This is a genomic window from Methylosinus sp. LW3, assembly GCF_000527115.1.
GTDB lineage: Bacteria > Pseudomonadota > Alphaproteobacteria > Rhizobiales > Beijerinckiaceae > Methylosinus.
This window is the reverse complement of the sequence record NZ_AZUO01000001.1, coordinates 990,696-1,005,503: the sequence shown is the minus strand read 5'-3', so window position 1 is coordinate 1,005,503 and position 14,808 is coordinate 990,696. Positions and strand designations below refer to the sequence as shown.

Annotated in this window: 17 protein-coding genes; 7 read left to right on the top strand and 10 right to left on the bottom strand. The window is 67.6% G+C overall.

Annotated features, from left to right (window positions below; translation table 11 throughout):
• Positions 1 to 2: 2 nt before the first annotated feature.
• Both METLW3_RS0104925 and METLW3_RS0104920 read right to left on the bottom strand, forming a co-directional pair.
• Positions 3 to 413 carry a hypothetical protein gene (locus METLW3_RS0104925; RefSeq protein WP_024878862.1) on the bottom strand — a complete coding sequence of 137 codons (411 nt, stop codon included), beginning with the start codon at positions 411 to 413 and terminating at the stop codon, positions 3 to 5.
• 121 nt (positions 414 to 534) lie between these two features.
• Positions 535 to 1,032 (bottom strand): YcgN family cysteine cluster protein, encoded by a 498-nt coding sequence (locus METLW3_RS0104920; protein ID WP_024878861.1) that lies wholly within the window; start codon positions 1,030 to 1,032, stop codon positions 535 to 537.
• 154 nt (positions 1,033 to 1,186) lie between these two features.
• On the opposite strand from METLW3_RS0104920, the gene METLW3_RS0104915 reads away from it, so the two are divergent.
• From METLW3_RS0104915 to METLW3_RS0104900, 4 genes are all read left to right on the top strand, one after another.
• Positions 1,187 to 3,379, top strand: coding sequence for a PBP1A family penicillin-binding protein (locus METLW3_RS0104915; RefSeq protein ID WP_024878860.1), 2,193 nt, complete (start codon positions 1,187 to 1,189; stop codon positions 3,377 to 3,379).
• A 10-nt stretch (positions 3,380 to 3,389) separates the two neighbouring features.
• The gene (locus tag METLW3_RS0104910) at positions 3,390 to 3,962 is read left to right on the top strand and encodes a DUF1214 domain-containing protein (RefSeq protein ID WP_024878859.1); all 573 of its coding nucleotides are present in this window, start codon (positions 3,390 to 3,392) and stop codon (positions 3,960 to 3,962) included.
• A complete protein-coding gene (locus tag METLW3_RS0104905) occupies positions 3,959 to 4,552 on the top strand; it encodes a hypothetical protein (RefSeq protein WP_198022744.1) in 594 nt (197 codons plus the stop codon). The genes METLW3_RS0104910 and METLW3_RS0104905 overlap by 4 nt, the downstream gene beginning before the upstream one ends.
• A 127-nt stretch (positions 4,553 to 4,679) precedes the next feature.
• Positions 4,680 to 4,976: a hypothetical protein gene (locus METLW3_RS0104900; protein ID WP_157516519.1), complete on the top strand. Its 297-nt coding sequence runs from the start codon at positions 4,680 to 4,682 to the stop codon at positions 4,974 to 4,976.
• Between the two features lie 47 nt (positions 4,977 to 5,023).
• Here the strand turns inward: METLW3_RS0104900 and METLW3_RS0104895 are convergent, their stop codons facing one another.
• Positions 5,024 to 6,106 (bottom strand): alkene reductase, encoded by a 1,083-nt coding sequence (locus METLW3_RS0104895; RefSeq protein WP_024878856.1) that lies wholly within the window; start codon positions 6,104 to 6,106, stop codon positions 5,024 to 5,026.
• Between the two features lie 121 nt (positions 6,107 to 6,227).
• On the opposite strand from METLW3_RS0104895, the gene METLW3_RS0104890 reads away from it, so the two are divergent.
• From METLW3_RS0104890 to METLW3_RS0104880, 3 genes are read left to right on the top strand one after another with little or no spacing between them, the layout of a single operon-like run.
• Complete coding sequence (locus tag METLW3_RS0104890) at positions 6,228 to 7,184, top strand: polyprenyl synthetase family protein (protein WP_051465497.1); 957 nt, start codon at positions 6,228 to 6,230, stop codon at positions 7,182 to 7,184.
• Between the two features lie 8 nt (positions 7,185 to 7,192).
• Complete coding sequence (locus METLW3_RS0104885; protein WP_036309278.1) at positions 7,193 to 7,900, top strand: DUF1345 domain-containing protein; 708 nt, start codon at positions 7,193 to 7,195, stop codon at positions 7,898 to 7,900.
• Positions 7,897 to 8,220, top strand: a complete 324-nt coding sequence (locus METLW3_RS0104880) for a plastocyanin/azurin family copper-binding protein (RefSeq protein ID WP_024878853.1) — start codon at positions 7,897 to 7,899, stop codon at positions 8,218 to 8,220. The genes METLW3_RS0104885 and METLW3_RS0104880 overlap by 4 nt, the downstream gene beginning before the upstream one ends.
• A 23-nt stretch (positions 8,221 to 8,243) precedes the next feature.
• On the opposite strand, the gene METLW3_RS26730 is transcribed toward METLW3_RS0104880, so the two are convergent.
• Genes METLW3_RS26730 through METLW3_RS0104845 form a run of 7 tightly spaced genes read right to left on the bottom strand, consistent with a single transcriptional unit; the run spans position 8,244 to position 14,536 of the window.
• On the bottom strand, positions 8,244 to 9,461 hold the full coding sequence (locus METLW3_RS26730) for a BatD family protein (protein WP_024878852.1): 1,218 nt from the start codon (positions 9,459 to 9,461) through the stop codon (positions 8,244 to 8,246).
• Complete coding sequence (locus tag METLW3_RS0104870) at positions 9,461 to 10,336, bottom strand: tetratricopeptide repeat protein (RefSeq protein WP_157516518.1); 876 nt, start codon at positions 10,334 to 10,336, stop codon at positions 9,461 to 9,463. Before METLW3_RS0104870 ends, METLW3_RS26730 begins: the two co-directional genes overlap by 1 nt.
• Entirely contained in the window at positions 10,333 to 11,244 is a 912-nt protein-coding gene (locus METLW3_RS0104865; protein WP_024878850.1) for a vWA domain-containing protein, read from the bottom strand. Before METLW3_RS0104865 ends, METLW3_RS0104870 begins: the two co-directional genes overlap by 4 nt.
• Complete coding sequence (locus tag METLW3_RS0104860) at positions 11,241 to 12,200, bottom strand: VWA domain-containing protein (protein WP_024878849.1); 960 nt, start codon at positions 12,198 to 12,200, stop codon at positions 11,241 to 11,243. The genes METLW3_RS0104865 and METLW3_RS0104860 overlap by 4 nt, the downstream gene beginning before the upstream one ends.
• Positions 12,197 to 12,646 carry a DUF4381 family protein gene (locus tag METLW3_RS0104855; protein WP_024878848.1) on the bottom strand — a complete coding sequence of 150 codons (450 nt, stop codon included), beginning with the start codon at positions 12,644 to 12,646 and terminating at the stop codon, positions 12,197 to 12,199. The genes METLW3_RS0104860 and METLW3_RS0104855 overlap by 4 nt, the downstream gene beginning before the upstream one ends.
• Positions 12,639 to 13,547, bottom strand: coding sequence for a DUF58 domain-containing protein (locus METLW3_RS0104850; protein WP_024878847.1), 909 nt, complete (start codon positions 13,545 to 13,547; stop codon positions 12,639 to 12,641). Before METLW3_RS0104850 ends, METLW3_RS0104855 begins: the two co-directional genes overlap by 8 nt.
• Complete coding sequence (locus METLW3_RS0104845) at positions 13,544 to 14,536, bottom strand: AAA family ATPase (protein ID WP_024878846.1); 993 nt, start codon at positions 14,534 to 14,536, stop codon at positions 13,544 to 13,546. Before METLW3_RS0104845 ends, METLW3_RS0104850 begins: the two co-directional genes overlap by 4 nt.
• Positions 14,537 to 14,808: the final 272 nt, after the last annotated feature.

Sequence of the window (14,808 nt, the reverse complement as noted above, 5' to 3'; positions counted from 1 at the left end):
GCTCAGAAAAAGCGATCGAGAAACGCCGCGGTTTCATTCGAGACGCCGACGATCTTATTGGTCGCCTGGCGATAGAATTTGAAGTTGAGCTCAGTCTGCGGCCGGCCGTCGGTCCAGTCGTCGAAGGCCTTCAGCTCGGAGCGGCCGAGCGGACGCTTCGCGAGCGCGTCGCGTCTTATCGCGACGTTCACCCGGGGCGTCTGCCGCTCGCCCCCGGCCTTCTTTGCGACAGGCTCCGCGGAGACGACGACTCCGCGCGCGACAAGCCCGCGGCCGCCTTCATTCTCGCTCGCGAAAAGAAACACTCTGTCGCCGACGGCGATCGTCTTGCCGCCGTACATCGTCTTCTGCGCGGTGAAGACGAAGGTCTCGGCGCGAGCATCGGCGATCTCCGTTTTGATCGCGAAATCCATCTCGAAGCTCTCTCCGAGAGGCAGGGGGCCGCCGCCCCTCGCCCCAAGCGCAATTCTGGAGCATGGGACTTGTCTATAGGACCAGCGTCCCGCTGTCAAGGAATAAAATCACAACCCCGCCTCACGCCGCCCGCCCCTTCTTGCGCCGCGGCCAGCGCTTGGGCCATAGCACGATGAAATTGGGGAGATCGTCGGTCTCCACCTCCTGCTCATGAGCCGCCACGCGGCCGCGCACGGAGACCCCGGCCGTATGGACGCTGGCCGGGTCGCCGGTCAGCAGCGGGTGCCAGTCCGGCAGCGGCTTGTCTTCCGCGCGCAGGCGATAGGCGCAGGTCGGCGGCAGCCAGGCGATGCCGGCGAGCGCCTTCACGGTCAGGCGCACGCAGTCGGGCACCTTGGTCTGGCGGCCGGCATAGTCGCGGCAGCGCCCGGTGTCGCCGTCCAAAAGGTCGCAGCCGACGCTCGTATGATAGATTTCCCCACTATCTTCGTCCTCGAGCTTGACCAGGCAGCAGCGTCCGCAGCCGTCGCAGAGCTTTTCCCATTGCGTCCGCGTCAATTCGCTCAAGGGCCTCATCCAGAACGGTTCGCCCGCTTCTTTTTCGCCATTCCTCGCCATGCTCTGTCTTCGGCCCTCGTCCTTGGCGCAGCGCGCGCTTTATTCATCCTGCCGGCGATCCTGCGGGCCGGCCATCGTCAAGGCGGCTCGAGGAGTGCTATCATCCGCCTCCTGGTTCGCATAATCGCCCGGTTGGGCCAAGGGAGCGGCGCAATTGCTCGAACCTATTCGATCCTCGCGCTTATACAAGCGGGCTGCAAGGCTTCTGCTGGCGCTCGACGCCTATATCGACTCGAGCCTCTTCGACTCGAGCCGCGGCGCGCGCGAGGCCTATGAGAATTTCTCGGCCTTCATGAACCGATTCCAGGTGCGCGGCCTGCGACGGGTCGCGGTGGAGATCGGCTGCGAGTCGCTGACGCTGGCGCTCGGCGGCGGTCTGGTCGCGCTCGCGCTGTCGGTCTCCGCCATGCGCATGACCAGCGACGATTGGCTGAAGAAGCAGGACCTCTCGATCACTTTTCTGGATCGCTATGGCGCCGTCGCCGGACAGCGCGGCATCAAGCATGACGACGCCGTGCCGCTCGATCAATATCCCGATTACGTCATCAAGGCTGTGCTGGCGACCGAGGATCGACGCTTCTACGAGCATTTCGGCATAGACATCATCGGCACGGGACGCGCGCTCACGGTGAATGCGCGATCCTCCGGCGTGGTGCAGGGCGGCTCCTCCATCACGCAGCAGCTCGCCAAAAACGTCTTCCTCTCCAATGAGCGCACTCTCACGCGCAAGATCAACGAGGCCTTTCTCGCGCTCTGGCTCGAGGAGCGTCTCACCAAGCAGGAGATACTGAAGCTCTATCTCGACCGCGTCTATATGGGCGGCGGCGCCTTCGGCATTCAGGCGGCGGCGGAATTCTATTTCGGCAAATCGGTGCGCGACGTCTCGCTGTCGGAGGCCGCCATGCTCGCCGGCCTGTTCAAGGCGCCGACCAAATACGCCCCGCACGTAAATCTCCCCGCAGCGCGCGCGCGCGCCAATGACGTGCTCGACAATCTCGTCGACGCCGGCTTCATGACGCAGAGCCAGATCGTCGCCGCGCAGCGCAATCCTGCGACGCCGGTTGAGCGCAAGCGCGACCAGAGCCCGGATTGGTATCTCGACTTCGCCTTCAAGGAGGCGCAGCGCCTCGCCGAGGCGGGCAAGTTCGGCGACGATCGCGTGCTCGTCATTCGCACCGCGCTCGATCCCAATGTGCAGAAGCGCGCCGACGAGGTGGTGGAGGAAAATCTCCGCGAGAGCGGGCGCTCCTATCATGCGAAGCAGAGCGCCTCGGCCTTCATGGATCTCGACGGCGCCGTGCGCGCGCTGGTCGGCGGGCGCGATTATGGCGCGAGCCAGTTCAATCGCGCGACGGAGGCGGCGCGCCAGCCGGGCTCGTCCTTCAAGCCCTATGTCTATCTCACCGCGCTGATGAGCAATAAGTTCAAGCCGACGACGGTGGTGACGGATCGTCCCACCTGCATCGGCAATTATTGCGTCCATAATTATAGCGGCGGCTACGCCGGCTCGCTGCCGCTGTCATTGGCGCTCGCCAAATCGCTCAACACAATCGCCATTCAATTGTCGATCGCCATCGGCAATGGCGATTCTCATGCCGGCCGCGCCAAGATCATCGACACTTGCCGCAAGCTCGGCATCACCACGCCGCTCGAGGACACGCCCTCTCTGCCCGTCGGGCAGAGCGACGTCATCCTGCTCGAGCATGCGGCCGGCTACGCCGCTTTCGCCAATGGCGGCAAAAAGACGACGCCCTATGCGGCCACGGAGGTGCGCAACAGCCGCGGCGATATTCTCTATCAGCATGATCGCGACGCGCCGCCGCAAGAGCAGGTCGTGCCTTTCGAGAAGGTCGCCGAGCTCGACACGATGATGAAGCGCGTGATCGACGAAGGCACGGGCGGGCGCGCCAATCTCGGCCCCGGAATCGACGTCATCGGCAAGACCGGCACCACCAATGGCTATAAGGACGCGTGGTTCTGCGGCTATACCGGCAATATGGGCGGCTGCGTGTGGTATGGAAACGACGACAATGAGGGCATGTCCAATATGACCGGCGGCACCTTGCCGGCGAAGACATGGCACGACATCATGGCCTATGCGCATCAAGGAATCGCCATCAAGCCGATCCGCGGACTCGCCACGCCCGCCACGCTCGCAGCGGCGGCCGCCGCTCAGCCCAAGACGCTGGAGCTGGGCGCGCCGGCGCGTCCCGCGGCGCTCTCGCGCGGCGCCTTGGAGGCGCTCGGACAAATCGAGTCGAAGATGAAGCTCGACGGTCCCGAGCGCCCCGCCGCCGGCTCGCAGCCGCAGACGCGTTCCACCGACAAGCGCGCCGATCGGCGCTGACGGATTTCGCATGACCAATTATCTGAGGGCTTTCGTCGTGATGATCGCGGGCCTGCTGCTGGGCTTTGCGATGACCGCCGTCTCGCTCGGGCTCGGCCGCGGCTTCGGCGCGCTGCATGTCGGACCTTGGACCGCCTGGCCGCGCCATGGCGGCGCGGAGATCGACCCTTATGCGCGCGCCGTGCTGGCGCGCTCGGGCGAGGCGCCGCTCGGGCGCGATCAGGGCCTCGCCTTTTTCGCCCATGCGGATTCGAGCGGGGCGCCGCTCGATGGACGCTGCGACTATCGCGTCTTCGACACCACTCCCGCGGCGCGCTTCTGGACGCTCGGCGCGACCAGCGTGACCGGCCGGCTCATCGACAATCCCGCCGATCGCCACGCTTTCACCTCCAGCGAGATCGCGCGGCGCGAGGGCGGCGCCTTCGAGATCGACATTGGCGCGCAGGCGCGGCCCGGCAATTGGCTGCCGGTGTCGAAAGAGCCTTTCGTGCTGGCGCTGCGCCTCTATGACACGCCGCTCGACCTCGAATCGGCGCCCGACCCTCAGACCTTTCCGAAGATCGTGAAGCTCCATTGCGCATGAAGATTTCTCGCGACTATCTCGACTGGCTGCCCTGGGCGCTCGCGACCGTCTGCGTCGCGGGCTCCGTTCACATCGTCTCCGTGCTGCTGATGCCGGACGTGGCGCCGCGCAACGCCTATGCGCGCCTGCTCGCCGCCGCGCAGAACGCCGAGACGACGACCAATGGCGTCGCTCTGCTGCCGCGCGCCGCGCCCGGCGCCGAGGTCACGCCTTTCGAGGATTCGGCTTTCGTCGAAGGCGTCTGCCTCTTCGATCTCTCCAAAGGTCTGATGCGCGTGCGCGCCGACGCCGATCCGGAGGATCTGCTCGCGCTCTCCTTTCACGCGCGAACGGGCCGCATCTTTCATTCCGCCACGGATCGCTCGGCGATCAAGGGCAAGATCGACGTTCTGATCGGCGATGCGCGCCAAATAGAAGCCGTCGAGGGCGAGGATGAGGAAGCGCCGCCGAGCCAAGTGCATGTGACGGCGCCTTCGATGCGCGGCTTCGTGCTGCTGCGCTCGCTGGCCAAGCGCGCGAGCGATCGCGATCGCGCCGAGCAGCGCCTGCGTTCTGTCTCCTGCGAGACTGTCGCCGAGCCAGAAAGCTGATTCGCCGGCGGGCCGAGAGGCTCGCTTTTGGAGAAATACGCGACAAATAGGACATGTCGCCGCATTGCGATCGACCCTGCCGGCGACCACTTCCTATAAAGATGCCGGCAATAGCGAGGGCGATGCGATGAAAAATATCATTCCCACACTGGCGGCCGCTCTTCTGGCGGCGACGATCGCGCCGGCGCTCGCCGAGACCAATGTCGAGACCAAGCCCGCCGCTCCGCAGGAGGAGCACGGCGACGGCCATGGCGGCGGCTGCTGCAAGATGATGCATGAGATGCGTCAAATGCATCAGATGCATGATCAGATGATGATGGATCATATGAAATCCATGCATCAGGGCCATGGCGCGGGCCATGATGGCAGACATGAGAGCGGCCATGACGGCCATGCGCCGGACACGGCGCCCAAGGCGGAATAGCGCCTCGGCGGGCTCGTTTCCCGCAAGGAGAAACGAGCCCGGCCGGCTCACGCCGTCAGCGTCGGATAATCCGTATAGCCTCTCGCGCCCGCCCCATAGACTGTCTCGAAATCGACCTCGGTGAGCGGCGCGCGGCGACGCAGGCGCTCGACGAGATCGGGATTGGAGATGAAGGGACGGCCGAAGGCGATGAGATCGGCGCGCCCGCTCGCGAGCGTCTCCTGCGCGAGCTCCAGCGTATAGGCGTTATTGGCGATATAGGCGCCAGGAAAGCTCTTCCGCAAAGCGAGATAATCGAAAGGCGCGACATCGCGCGGGCCTTGCGTCGCGCCTTCTATGACATGGAGGAAGCCGAGCTTCTTCTCCGCCAGCCTCTCGACGAAATAGCCGAAGACGCTCTGCGGATCGCTGTCCGACATATCATACACCGGGCTCACCGGCGATATGCGCACGCCGACGCGCGAGGCGTCCCATTCCTGCAGCACGGCGTCCACGACCTCGAGGCCGAAGCGCGCGCGATTTTGCGGCGCGCCGCCATAGGCGTCCTCACGCTTGTTGGAGCCGTCGCGCAAGAACTCGTCGATGAGATAGCCATTGGCGCAATGCACCTCGACGCCATCGAAGCCCGCCTCTTTCGCATTGCGCGCGGCCTTGCGATAATCGGCGATCAGCCCCGGAATTTCACCGAGCTCCAGCGCCCGCGGCGCGGAGCAATCGGCGGCGCCGGTCTCGATCGCCACCTGCTTCGTCGTGGCGATGGCGGAAGGCGCGACCGGCGCGCCGCCGCCGGGCTGCAGCGAGACATGCGAAACGCGCCCGACGTGCCAGAGCTGCAGGACGATATGCCCGCCCGCCGCATGCACGGCCTCCGTCACCTCACGCCAGCCGGCGACCTGCTCGGGCGAATAAATCCCCGGCGTATAGGCGTAGCCCTGCCCCTGCTGGGAAATCTGCGAGGCCTCGGCGATGATGAGGCCCGCCGAGGCGCGCTGGCGATAATGCTCGGCCATCAGCGCATTGGCGGCGTTGGTCCCATGGGTGGCGCGACGGCGCGTCAGCGGCGCCATGACGATGCGATTGGCGAGCGTAAAATCACCCAGCCGAAAGGGTTCGAACAAAGAAACGGTCATATTTTCGGATTTCCTCTCGCGCCGCGCCCCCTGCGCGGCCTCTTCCCCTCGCCACTTGGGGATTGATCGCAAATTTGTTAGGTCCGAGCCAGATGGAATGATTTTCTCGGGAAAGGGTCCCATGACCGGCGACGCAGCCAAGACCAACGCAGCCAAGACCATCGACGACGTTTTCCGCCGCCGCCTCGACGAGGCCGCGAGCACGACCGAGACGACGCTCGACGCCCTGCTCGGCGCGGAGCCGCTTTCGGGCGAAATCGCCCGGCCGGCGCGGCTGCTGGAGGCGATGCGCTATGTGGCGCTGGGCGGCGGCAAGCGGCTGCGGCCGTTTCTGGCGCTCGAATCCGCCCGCCTCTTCGGCGTCGAGGGCGAGAGCGCGCGCCGGGCGGCCGCGGCGATCGAGATGATCCATTGCTATTCGCTCGCCCATGACGATCTCCCGGCCATGGACGACGACGATCTGCGCCGCGGCCGCCCCACCGCCCACAAGGCCTTCGACGAGGCCACCGCCATTCTCGCCGGCGACGGGCTGCTGACCTATGCTTTCGACGTTCTGGCCGATCCGGCGACCCATGCGGATGCGCAAATCCGCGCCCGTCTCGTGCTGGCGCTGGCCCGCGCTTCCGGGCTCGGCGGCATGGTCGGCGGCCAGGCCTTGGACCTCGAGGCCGAAAAGGCGACGAGCCCGCTCTCCCAGGAGGAGACGCTCCGCCTCCAGGCCATGAAGACCGGCGCGCTCTTGCGCATCTCGGTCGATTTCGGCGCCATTCTCGGCGGGGCCTCGGCTCCTGTGGCGGCGGCGCTCGGCCGCTATGGCGACGCGCTCGGCGCCGCTTTCCAGATCGCCGACGATATTTTGGACGCCGAGGGCGACGAGGCGGCGCTCGGCAAGCGCGCCGGCAAGGATGCGGAGCGCAACAAGGCCACATTGATCGGCCTGCTCGGCATGGACAAGGCGCGCGAGCGGCGTGACGCGCTGGTCGAGGCGGCCATAGCGGCGCTCGCCGAGACGGGGCTCGGCGCGGCGACGGGCGTGCTCGCGCAGGCCGCGCGCTTCGTCGCGCTGCGCAGCAATTGAGCGAGCCGATGAGCCACGCCGCCGAGACTCACGCGCGCCACCGGCGCCCACTGCTGTGGCGCATCGCCAGGGCGCGCGCGCGGCTGTTCTTCTGCCTGCTCGCCGGCGCGGCGATCGGCCTGCTGCTGCCCGCGAGCTGGCGCGAGGTCACGCGCGCGCTGGTCGGCTGGGACGTCTTCGCGACGCTCTATCTCCTCCTCTCGGCGGAGATGATGGCGCGCTCGACGCCGAGCTCCATACGGCGCCGCGCGCAATTTCAGGACGAAGGCCGGCTCGTCATTCTGGTGATGACCATCGCCACCGCCTGCGCCTCTATCGGCGCGATCGTCGCCGAGCTCGGGCCGGTCAAAAATCTCGAGGGATTTTCCAAGCACGCGCATATTTTCCTCGCCGTGCTCACCGTCGTGCTCTCCTGGCTGTTCGTGCATCTCACCTTCGCGCTGCATTACGCGCATGAATATTATTTCGAGCGCGCCACCACGCCGGATCGCCCCGCGGAGCTGCGCGGAGGGCTGATCTTTCCGGGCGCGCAGCAGCCCGGCTATATGGATTTTCTCTATTTCGCCTATGTGATCGGCGTCGCCTCGCAGACGGCGGACGTCTCCACCGCCTCCACGACGATGCGCGCGGTGGCGCTGGTGCAAGGCGTGCTGGCCTTTTTCTTCAACACCGCGATTTTGGCGCTCACCGTCAATATCGCCGCGGGCTTCGTATGAGACGGCGTGCTTTCTGGGCCTCGCTTCTCGCAATATCGCTCTGGCTCGGTCCCGGCCTCGCGGCCGAGGTGCGCATCGAGAATTTCGCCTTCGCGCCGGTCCATATCACCGTGCGAGCGGGCGACACCGTCGTTTTCGTCAATCACGATCAGGCGCCGCATTCCATCATCGGCGCGATGGGCAAGGAAGAAATCTTCCACTCTCCCGAGCATGTCGATGAGGACGAGAGCTTCGACGTCACGCTGACCCGTCTGGGCGAGGTGTCCTTTCGCTGCGGGCTGCATTCTCATATGAGCGGGACGATCACCGTCGTTCCGTGAGGGCGGTTTCCATATTCTGTCCGCTATCCAGCGCCGCTCGGCGCCCATGCGGCGGCGATGGCGCGCGCCAACGGCGCGAGCGCCGGGGCGGCCGCCGGCCTCGGCCCATAGAGCGCAGCGTCCAACGCGGCCAGCGCAGGGCCAATGTCCTCGCGCCCGACAACCCTCGCCCATGCTTTTGGATCGGCCTCCGCCAAGCGGCGCGCGGCATGGCGAAAGGCGACGGCGTCCGCCATGCGAGCGGCTCGTCTCAACGCCGCGAGCGCAGCCGGCCGCCGCACGCCGATCCGTCCCCGCATGGCGGCGACGAGACAGATGAGAGCGGCCGTCGCGACGAAGCTCGCCAGCGCGGCGATCATCGGCTGCGGCGCCGACAGGCCCGGACTCTCGCGCAGCTTCGCGGCCGAGCGCTCACGCGGCGCGTCGCCGAAAGCGATGCGCCGCTCGGGCGCAATCGCCTCGCGCATCCGCCGCGTCGCGACATCGAACCAGGCGATGCGGATCGCCGGCGCATAGGCCGCGACCGCCGACACGGGCCGCACGCTCCAGCGATAAACCGCATGGGCGATCGGCCCCTGATCGGTCACGATCGTCTGCCGCTCCACTGGCGCGGCGAAAGTGATGATTCCCGGCGCGCGGAAATTGGGCAGCGGCGGCAGGCGATCGGCGGTGACGCCCTCGGCCTCCACAGTGACGGTGCGCCGCGCCGTCTCGCCGAAGGGAATCCTGTCCGGCTCTATGTCCCAGGCGTCCGTGATGCGCAGGCTTCTCGCCGGCAGAAAGCTCTCGCCCGGCGGGACCAGCCCGTCGCGGGCGCGCGCCTCTATCTGGAGAGGCGCGGAAACATATTCCGCCTCCACCTTGCCGCTCTCGTCGATGCGATAGGCGATGCGGCGCTTGAAGGGCGGGATGGTGAGGCGCCCGGCGCGCAGCGGATAGATCATCAGAACGCGCTCGACCACCGGCGTCCAAAAGCCGTCGATCATTTCCTCGCTGGAGGAGTCGACGCCGAATTGCTGCCAGTCGAAATCGAGCAGCGAAGGCTGGATGATATGATCCAGCAGCACGCGGCCGCGTATCGCGGAACGGATCACCAGCCGCAACGGCTCGCCGACATAGGGCGTCTCGGATGGCGCTTCGACGCGGAGCTCGACGCGGCCGAAGGGCGGCTCCTCCTGCGCCAGCGCCTGCGCGAGAGGCTGCAGCAAGAAGAACAGAAGAAGCGCGAGCCGGCGCGACATCAATCATCCTCCTCCAGCGCGCCGCCGCCGGCGCGCAAACGGCGCGCCTTCTCAGCGGCGATGCGCAGCTTCAAGAAACGGCCGGGATCGTCGTCGAGGCTCTGCAGCCAATCGGCGCTCGCACGAATGGAGCGCGCCTCGAGGCGCCGGCGCACGCGGCGATCGCGCTCATGCAGCAGAGCCGCGACGTCGATCCTCTGGCCGCCGGTGCGGCCCGCGCCTTCCGAGGCTCCGACCGCGCCAGTCGCGCCGGCGCCGCTCTCCTTCGTCTCCTCCTTGCCCTTGCCCTGCTTGGAGGCTTTGGCGCCGCCGCGGTCGCCCGGCCGCGAGCTCGTCTCGCGCTCGCCCGCCGCGCCCTCCCCGCCGCCGCCTTTGTCATCGTCGAGACTGCCGAGCACGCGCTGCTGGCCAGTCGCGGCCGAATTGGCCTTGGCGTCGCCGCCGGCGCTCTCGCGCTCGAGCAGACCGAGCAGCAGAGTTTTATTATAGGCCGCGTCCTCATCGTCCGGATCAGCGCGCAGCGTGCGATCATAGGCGGCGACCGCCTCCCGGTAACGACCGGCGAGCGCCAGCGCATTGCCGAGATCATAGAGGCTGTCGCTATCGCGCGCGAAAGCGGCGGCGGCCTCCTCCCAGCGCCCGGCCGAATAGAAGGCGGCGCCTTTCCAGACGGGATCGGCGAAGACTTGCGCCGCAAGGGATGGCAGGCCGAGCGCCAGCAATGCGCGTCCGCCGAGCTGCGGTCCGAGAGTCCATAGAGCGCTCACGAGCGCGAGAGAGAGGAAGAAGAGAGCGAGCCTGAAGGCGCGCGGTCCGAGGCGTGCGATGGACCGCGAGCCTCCTGGCTCGCCTCTCATGCGATGATACGGGATCATGCGCCCCTCCCCCGCAGCGCGAGCAGCAGCGGCGCCGCCGCGAGCAGCAGGACAAAGCGTCCATAGTCGCGCCACTCGAGCGCGCGCAGCTCGCCTTCTGCGATATGAGCGACGCCGCGCATTTCTATCTCGCGCGCGATATCGCGAGGATCGGCGGCGTCGCCGGCGCGCCCGCCCCCAGCCGCCGCGAGCGCCGTCATAGCGGCGCGGCGCGCGGGCTCGAGCGCATCGGCGCCGGCGCGCGCCGAGACAAAGAGACTATGCACACGGCGCCCTTCGCGCGCGAGCGAGGCGGCGAGCCGCTCGGCGCGCGGATCGAGACCCTCGCCATCGGAGATCACCGCAATATCCGCCGATGCGATCTCCGCCTCGCGCAGCAGCCGGCGAGCGAAGGCGAGCGCGCGATCCGGCTTGGTTCCGCCATCGGGCACGGTGCGCTCGTCTATGGCGAAGAGCAGAGATTCGAGCGCATTCGCGTCGTCTGTCAGCGGGCTCGCGAGATAGGCGTCGCCGGCGTAGAGCGCCAGCCCGATCTGCCGCGCGCCCGAGCGCTCGAGCAGAAATTGCGCCGCCGCGACGGCTCGCGGCAAGCGCTCGGCGCGCGAGACGTCCAGCAGGATCAATGTGGCGTCGAGATTGCGAAACTGCTCGGCGCCGCGCATTTTCATCGCCGGCCCGCAGAGCGCGAGAGCGATGAGCGCGACGCCGAGAAAAAGCGGCGCGTCGCTGCGGGAGGCGCCGACGCTCGCGCTTCGGCGCAGCATGACAGCGAGCAGAGCCGGATCGACGATGCGGCGCCAATCGCCGAGCGCATCGCGCCGCCGCGTCGCCAAGACTACCAGCGCCAGCGCTGGCGGAACCAGCAGCCAGAGCGGTCGCAGCAGAGCGAAATCGCCGAGCTCGATCATCGTCTTTCTCTGGTCGAGAGCGCGAGCGCCGCCGCCGCCAAAAAAGCGAGCGCGCCCGGATAAATCCACAGCTCATGAAAGATGATCGTCGGCGGAGCCGGCGCCGGCCCGGCGATCAGCGACTCTATCGCGCGCGTCGCAGCGTCGAGCTCGGCGCCCGTGCGTGCGCGAAACGCCACGCCGCCGCCGATCTCCGCTATGTGCTGAAGCGCGACGAAATCCACCGCATCCGTATCGTCGGGATTGGCGACCGTGTCATTCACGCCGAGGCCGATGGTGAAGATTTTCACGCCCATGTTGCGCGCCAGCTCGGCGACGGCGCCGGGCTCGCTGACGCCGGCGTTATTGGCGCCGTCGGAGAGCAGTATCACGAGACGCGACGGCGCGGTGGAATCCGAAAGACGCTTCACCGCGAGGCCGAGCCCTTCGCCGATCGCGGTGGAGCGGCCGACGAGGCCGATCTCCATTTCCTCGAGCGTCGCGCTCGCCGCGCGCAGATCGAAGCTCAACGGCGCCGCGGCGAAAGCCGTCTCGGCGAAGACGACGAGGCCGATGCGATCGCCGGCGCGACGGCGGATCAGCTCCGCGCCAAAATGTTTCAACACTGCGAGACGGCTCGCGGCGACGCCGTCGATCTCGAAATCCGTCTTCGTCATGCTGCCGGAGAGATCGAGCGCCAACATAATGTCGCGCCCGGTCGCCGGCAGCGCCGCGACGGCGCCGGCGACGCGCGGCCCGGCGAGCGCCAGCACCAGTCCGATCCAGGCGAGCGTCGAGACGATGGCGCGCCAGGAAAGACGCAGGCCGCCGGATGCCGCGCCGGCGCCGAGCCGATGACGAATGGTCTCCGGCAATGGCAATCCGCCGCCCGCCGCGCGCCCGCGCAACAAGCGCAGCAGCAAGGGCGCGGGCAAGAGCGCGAGCGCGAGAGGCGTCGCCAATTCGAGGCCGTTCATCGATCGAGCCTCGACAGCAGCTTTTGCAATGAACGATCGAGCGTCTCGCTCGGATCATCGGCGCGCGGGCGATAGAGCGCATCGCCGAAAGCGCGGCCCTCGCCTTCGCTGAACAAAGTCGTCGTGAAAATCGCGTCGAGCCGCGTCAGCCAGGATTCGCCGTGCAAATGCGCGACCCCGCCGTCGAGCGCTCCAACGAGATCGCGCAACATCCGCGCCTGTGCGGCGAGCCGTTCGGTCGCCGGCAACGCGCGCGCCGACGCCAGCGCGGAAAGCGCGGCGCGACGCAGAGGACGGCGGCGCGCGCGCCAGAACAAGACGGCGAGCGTCAACAAAGCGCCGGCGCCGCAACCGACGAGCGCCATGAGCAGAACCTCCGCCGTTCCATCCGGCGGCGGCGCGCGCAGCGGCCGCAATTGCTGGAGCAGCTCAGAAGGATCAGCCATCGAACCGCTCCATATCCAAGCGCTCGAGCAGGCGCGCGATCGTCTCCGCATCGAGGCCGGCGTCGATCTCGAGCGTGCGCGCGCCGAGCCGGCGCAAGCGCGCCAGCCGCTCGTCGGGCGCAGTCCGCGCTCCATGCGCGATGCGTAGCAAGCCGTCTTCCACGCGCGTGCGAAACGGATAGAGACCCGGCGAAGGCGCCAGCTCGAAACGATCGGCGACGAGCAGCACGGAGAGGTCGCGCCGACGCGCGATGCGCGTTGCAATTACGTCGAAAGCTTCGCCCGGCGAATCCAGCGCGCTGGCGAGAGTGAGCGCCGATGTTCCGCCGACGCTCTCCATCTCCTCGAGCGCGGCTGCGAGCGGCGGCTCGGCTGTTTCGGCGCTTTCCGCGAGAGCGGAGCGATGCGCTTCGGCGAGCGCGACGAGCAGAGGCGGAAAGCTGCGCGCGCCCACAGCCCAGCCGAAGCAGCGCGCGCCCGCCGAGCCGATCGCCGCGAGGCCGACGCGGCCCTGCGAGTCGATGACGCGCCAGGCGGAGGCGACCGCGGCCTCCGCCGCCGCGACCGAACGAAAGGCGCGGCGCGTGCCGAACAGCATGGGCGTGCGAAAATCGACGACAAAAAGCACGGAGCGCTCGCGCTCGTCGTGAAAGGTGCGCACATGCGGCGCGCCGGTGCGGGCGGTGACATTGCGATCGAGGCTGCGCATATCGTCGCCGTCCGACCAAGGGCGGACGTCATAGGTCTCGGCGCCGCGCCCGCGCCGACGCCGCGCCACGCCGCCGAGCGGCGCAGTCGCAGCGGCTCTGCGCGCGCTGCTGCGCGTCGAAAGCAGCCGCAGACGCATCAAGGAGTCGACATCGAGATCGACGCCGAGGACAGGCGCTTCCGCCGCGCTCATGCAGGCGGAACCGCATCGAGATAGGCGCGAATGACGCCGCGCGGAGTCTCGCCCTCGGCGAGCGCGCGCCAGCCGAGAATCGTGCGATGCGAGAGGACATCGACGGCGAGCTCGGTCACATCCTGCGGCGCGACATAATCGCGCCCATCGAGAAAGGCGCGCGCCTTGGCGCCCGCAGCGAGCGCCAATGTGCCGCGCGGCGAGGACGGATGCGCGATCTTCGCCGCCAGCTCCGGCGCAATGCTCGCGTCGCGCGGCGCGGTGACGAGCCGCACGATATAATCCTTGATTGCGGCGGAGAGAAAGACCGATCGCGCCGCCTGGCGCGCGCCGGCGATCTCCTCCGGCTGCAGCGCCTCGGGCGGCGCGACGGCCGCGCCCTGATCCTCGCGCTCGACGAGATCGAGAATGAGCCGCTCGGTGGCCGCGTCCGGCAGCGCCAGCTCGACATGCAGCATGAAGCGATCGAGCTGCGCCTCCGGCAGCGGAAACGTGCCTTCATGCTCTATCGGGTTCTGCGTCGCCACGGTCATGAAAGGGTCGGGCAGCGCGTGGGTCGCGCCGGCGATTGTCGCCTGACGCTCGGCCATGGCCTCGAGCAGCGCCGATTGCACCTTGGGCGGCGCGCGATTGATCTCATCGACGAGCAGCAGCGAATGAAAGATCGGCCCCGCGGAAAATTCAAAGACGCTCTTGTCCTGACGCCAGATCGACGTGCCGGTGATGTCCGCGGGCATGAGATCGGGCGTGCATTGAATGCGCGCGAAGGTGAGATTGGAGGCGCTGGCGAGCAGCTTGACCGCGCGCGTCTTGGCGAGGCCCGGCGCGCCCTCGAGCAGCACATGGCCATCGGCGACGAGGCCGATCAGCAGGCGCTCGACCAGCGCATCGGCGCCGATGAGGCGCTCCTGCAAGAATGTCCTGATCTCGCCGAGCCGCGCGCCCACATCGAAGGCGCGGTCGGGGGAGAGAAAGCGAAGCGGTTCCATCGGGTTCATGCGATTGGTCCAATACCGGCGATCACGCGGCGGCGCTGAACTTTCGCCTCTGCGGCTCGCGCTGTCGAGGGACAATCGTCTAAAAAAATCGGGCATTTTTCCCGAAATGTCATAGAATTCATTCTATGATGCGCGGTCGGCCCGTTCTCCGCCGGGGAAAGACGCGCCTCGCCGGCCTATTGACGGCGCCACGTCACGTTTATACCAATCGTTCCCGCGCGGCGGCCTCGGCGCTCGCTCGGCCGATTCATTTGAGACATTAA

Bases quoted from the DNA above. Each gene is read 5' to 3' on its own strand.
- METLW3_RS0104850 (WP_024878847.1), bottom strand. From the start codon at position 13,547: ATGAGCGCGGCGGAAGCGCCTGTCCTCGGCGTCGATCTCGATGTCGAC.
- METLW3_RS0104855 (WP_024878848.1), bottom strand. From the start codon at position 12,646: ATGGCTGATCCTTCTGAGCTGCTCCAGCAATTGCGGCCGCTGCGCGCG.
- METLW3_RS0104905 (WP_198022744.1), top strand. From the start codon at position 3,959: ATGAAGATTTCTCGCGACTATCTCGACTGGCTGCCCTGGGCGCTCGCG.
- METLW3_RS0104860 (WP_024878849.1), bottom strand. From the start codon at position 12,200: ATGAACGGCCTCGAATTGGCGACGCCTCTCGCGCTCGCGCTCTTGCCC.
- METLW3_RS26730 (WP_024878852.1), bottom strand. From the start codon at position 9,461: ATGTCGCGCCGGCTCGCGCTTCTTCTGTTCTTCTTGCTGCAGCCTCTC.
- METLW3_RS0104870 (WP_157516518.1), bottom strand. From the start codon at position 10,336: ATGATCCCGTATCATCGCATGAGAGGCGAGCCAGGAGGCTCGCGGTCC.
- METLW3_RS0104865 (WP_024878850.1), bottom strand. From the start codon at position 11,244: ATGATCGAGCTCGGCGATTTCGCTCTGCTGCGACCGCTCTGGCTGCTG.
- METLW3_RS0104900 (WP_157516519.1), top strand. From the start codon at position 4,680: ATGAAAAATATCATTCCCACACTGGCGGCCGCTCTTCTGGCGGCGACG.
- METLW3_RS0104925 (WP_024878862.1), bottom strand. From the start codon at position 413: ATGGATTTCGCGATCAAAACGGAGATCGCCGATGCTCGCGCCGAGACC.
- METLW3_RS0104920 (WP_024878861.1), bottom strand. From the start codon at position 1,032: ATGGCGAGGAATGGCGAAAAAGAAGCGGGCGAACCGTTCTGGATGAGG.
- METLW3_RS0104880 (WP_024878853.1), top strand. From the start codon at position 7,897: ATGAGACGGCGTGCTTTCTGGGCCTCGCTTCTCGCAATATCGCTCTGG.
- METLW3_RS0104845 (WP_024878846.1), bottom strand. From the start codon at position 14,536: ATGGAACCGCTTCGCTTTCTCTCCCCCGACCGCGCCTTCGATGTGGGC.
- METLW3_RS0104890 (WP_051465497.1), top strand. From the start codon at position 6,228: ATGACCGGCGACGCAGCCAAGACCAACGCAGCCAAGACCATCGACGAC.
- METLW3_RS0104885 (WP_036309278.1), top strand. From the start codon at position 7,193: ATGAGCCACGCCGCCGAGACTCACGCGCGCCACCGGCGCCCACTGCTG.
- METLW3_RS0104910 (WP_024878859.1), top strand. From the start codon at position 3,390: ATGACCAATTATCTGAGGGCTTTCGTCGTGATGATCGCGGGCCTGCTG.
- METLW3_RS0104895 (WP_024878856.1), bottom strand. From the start codon at position 6,106: ATGACCGTTTCTTTGTTCGAACCCTTTCGGCTGGGTGATTTTACGCTC.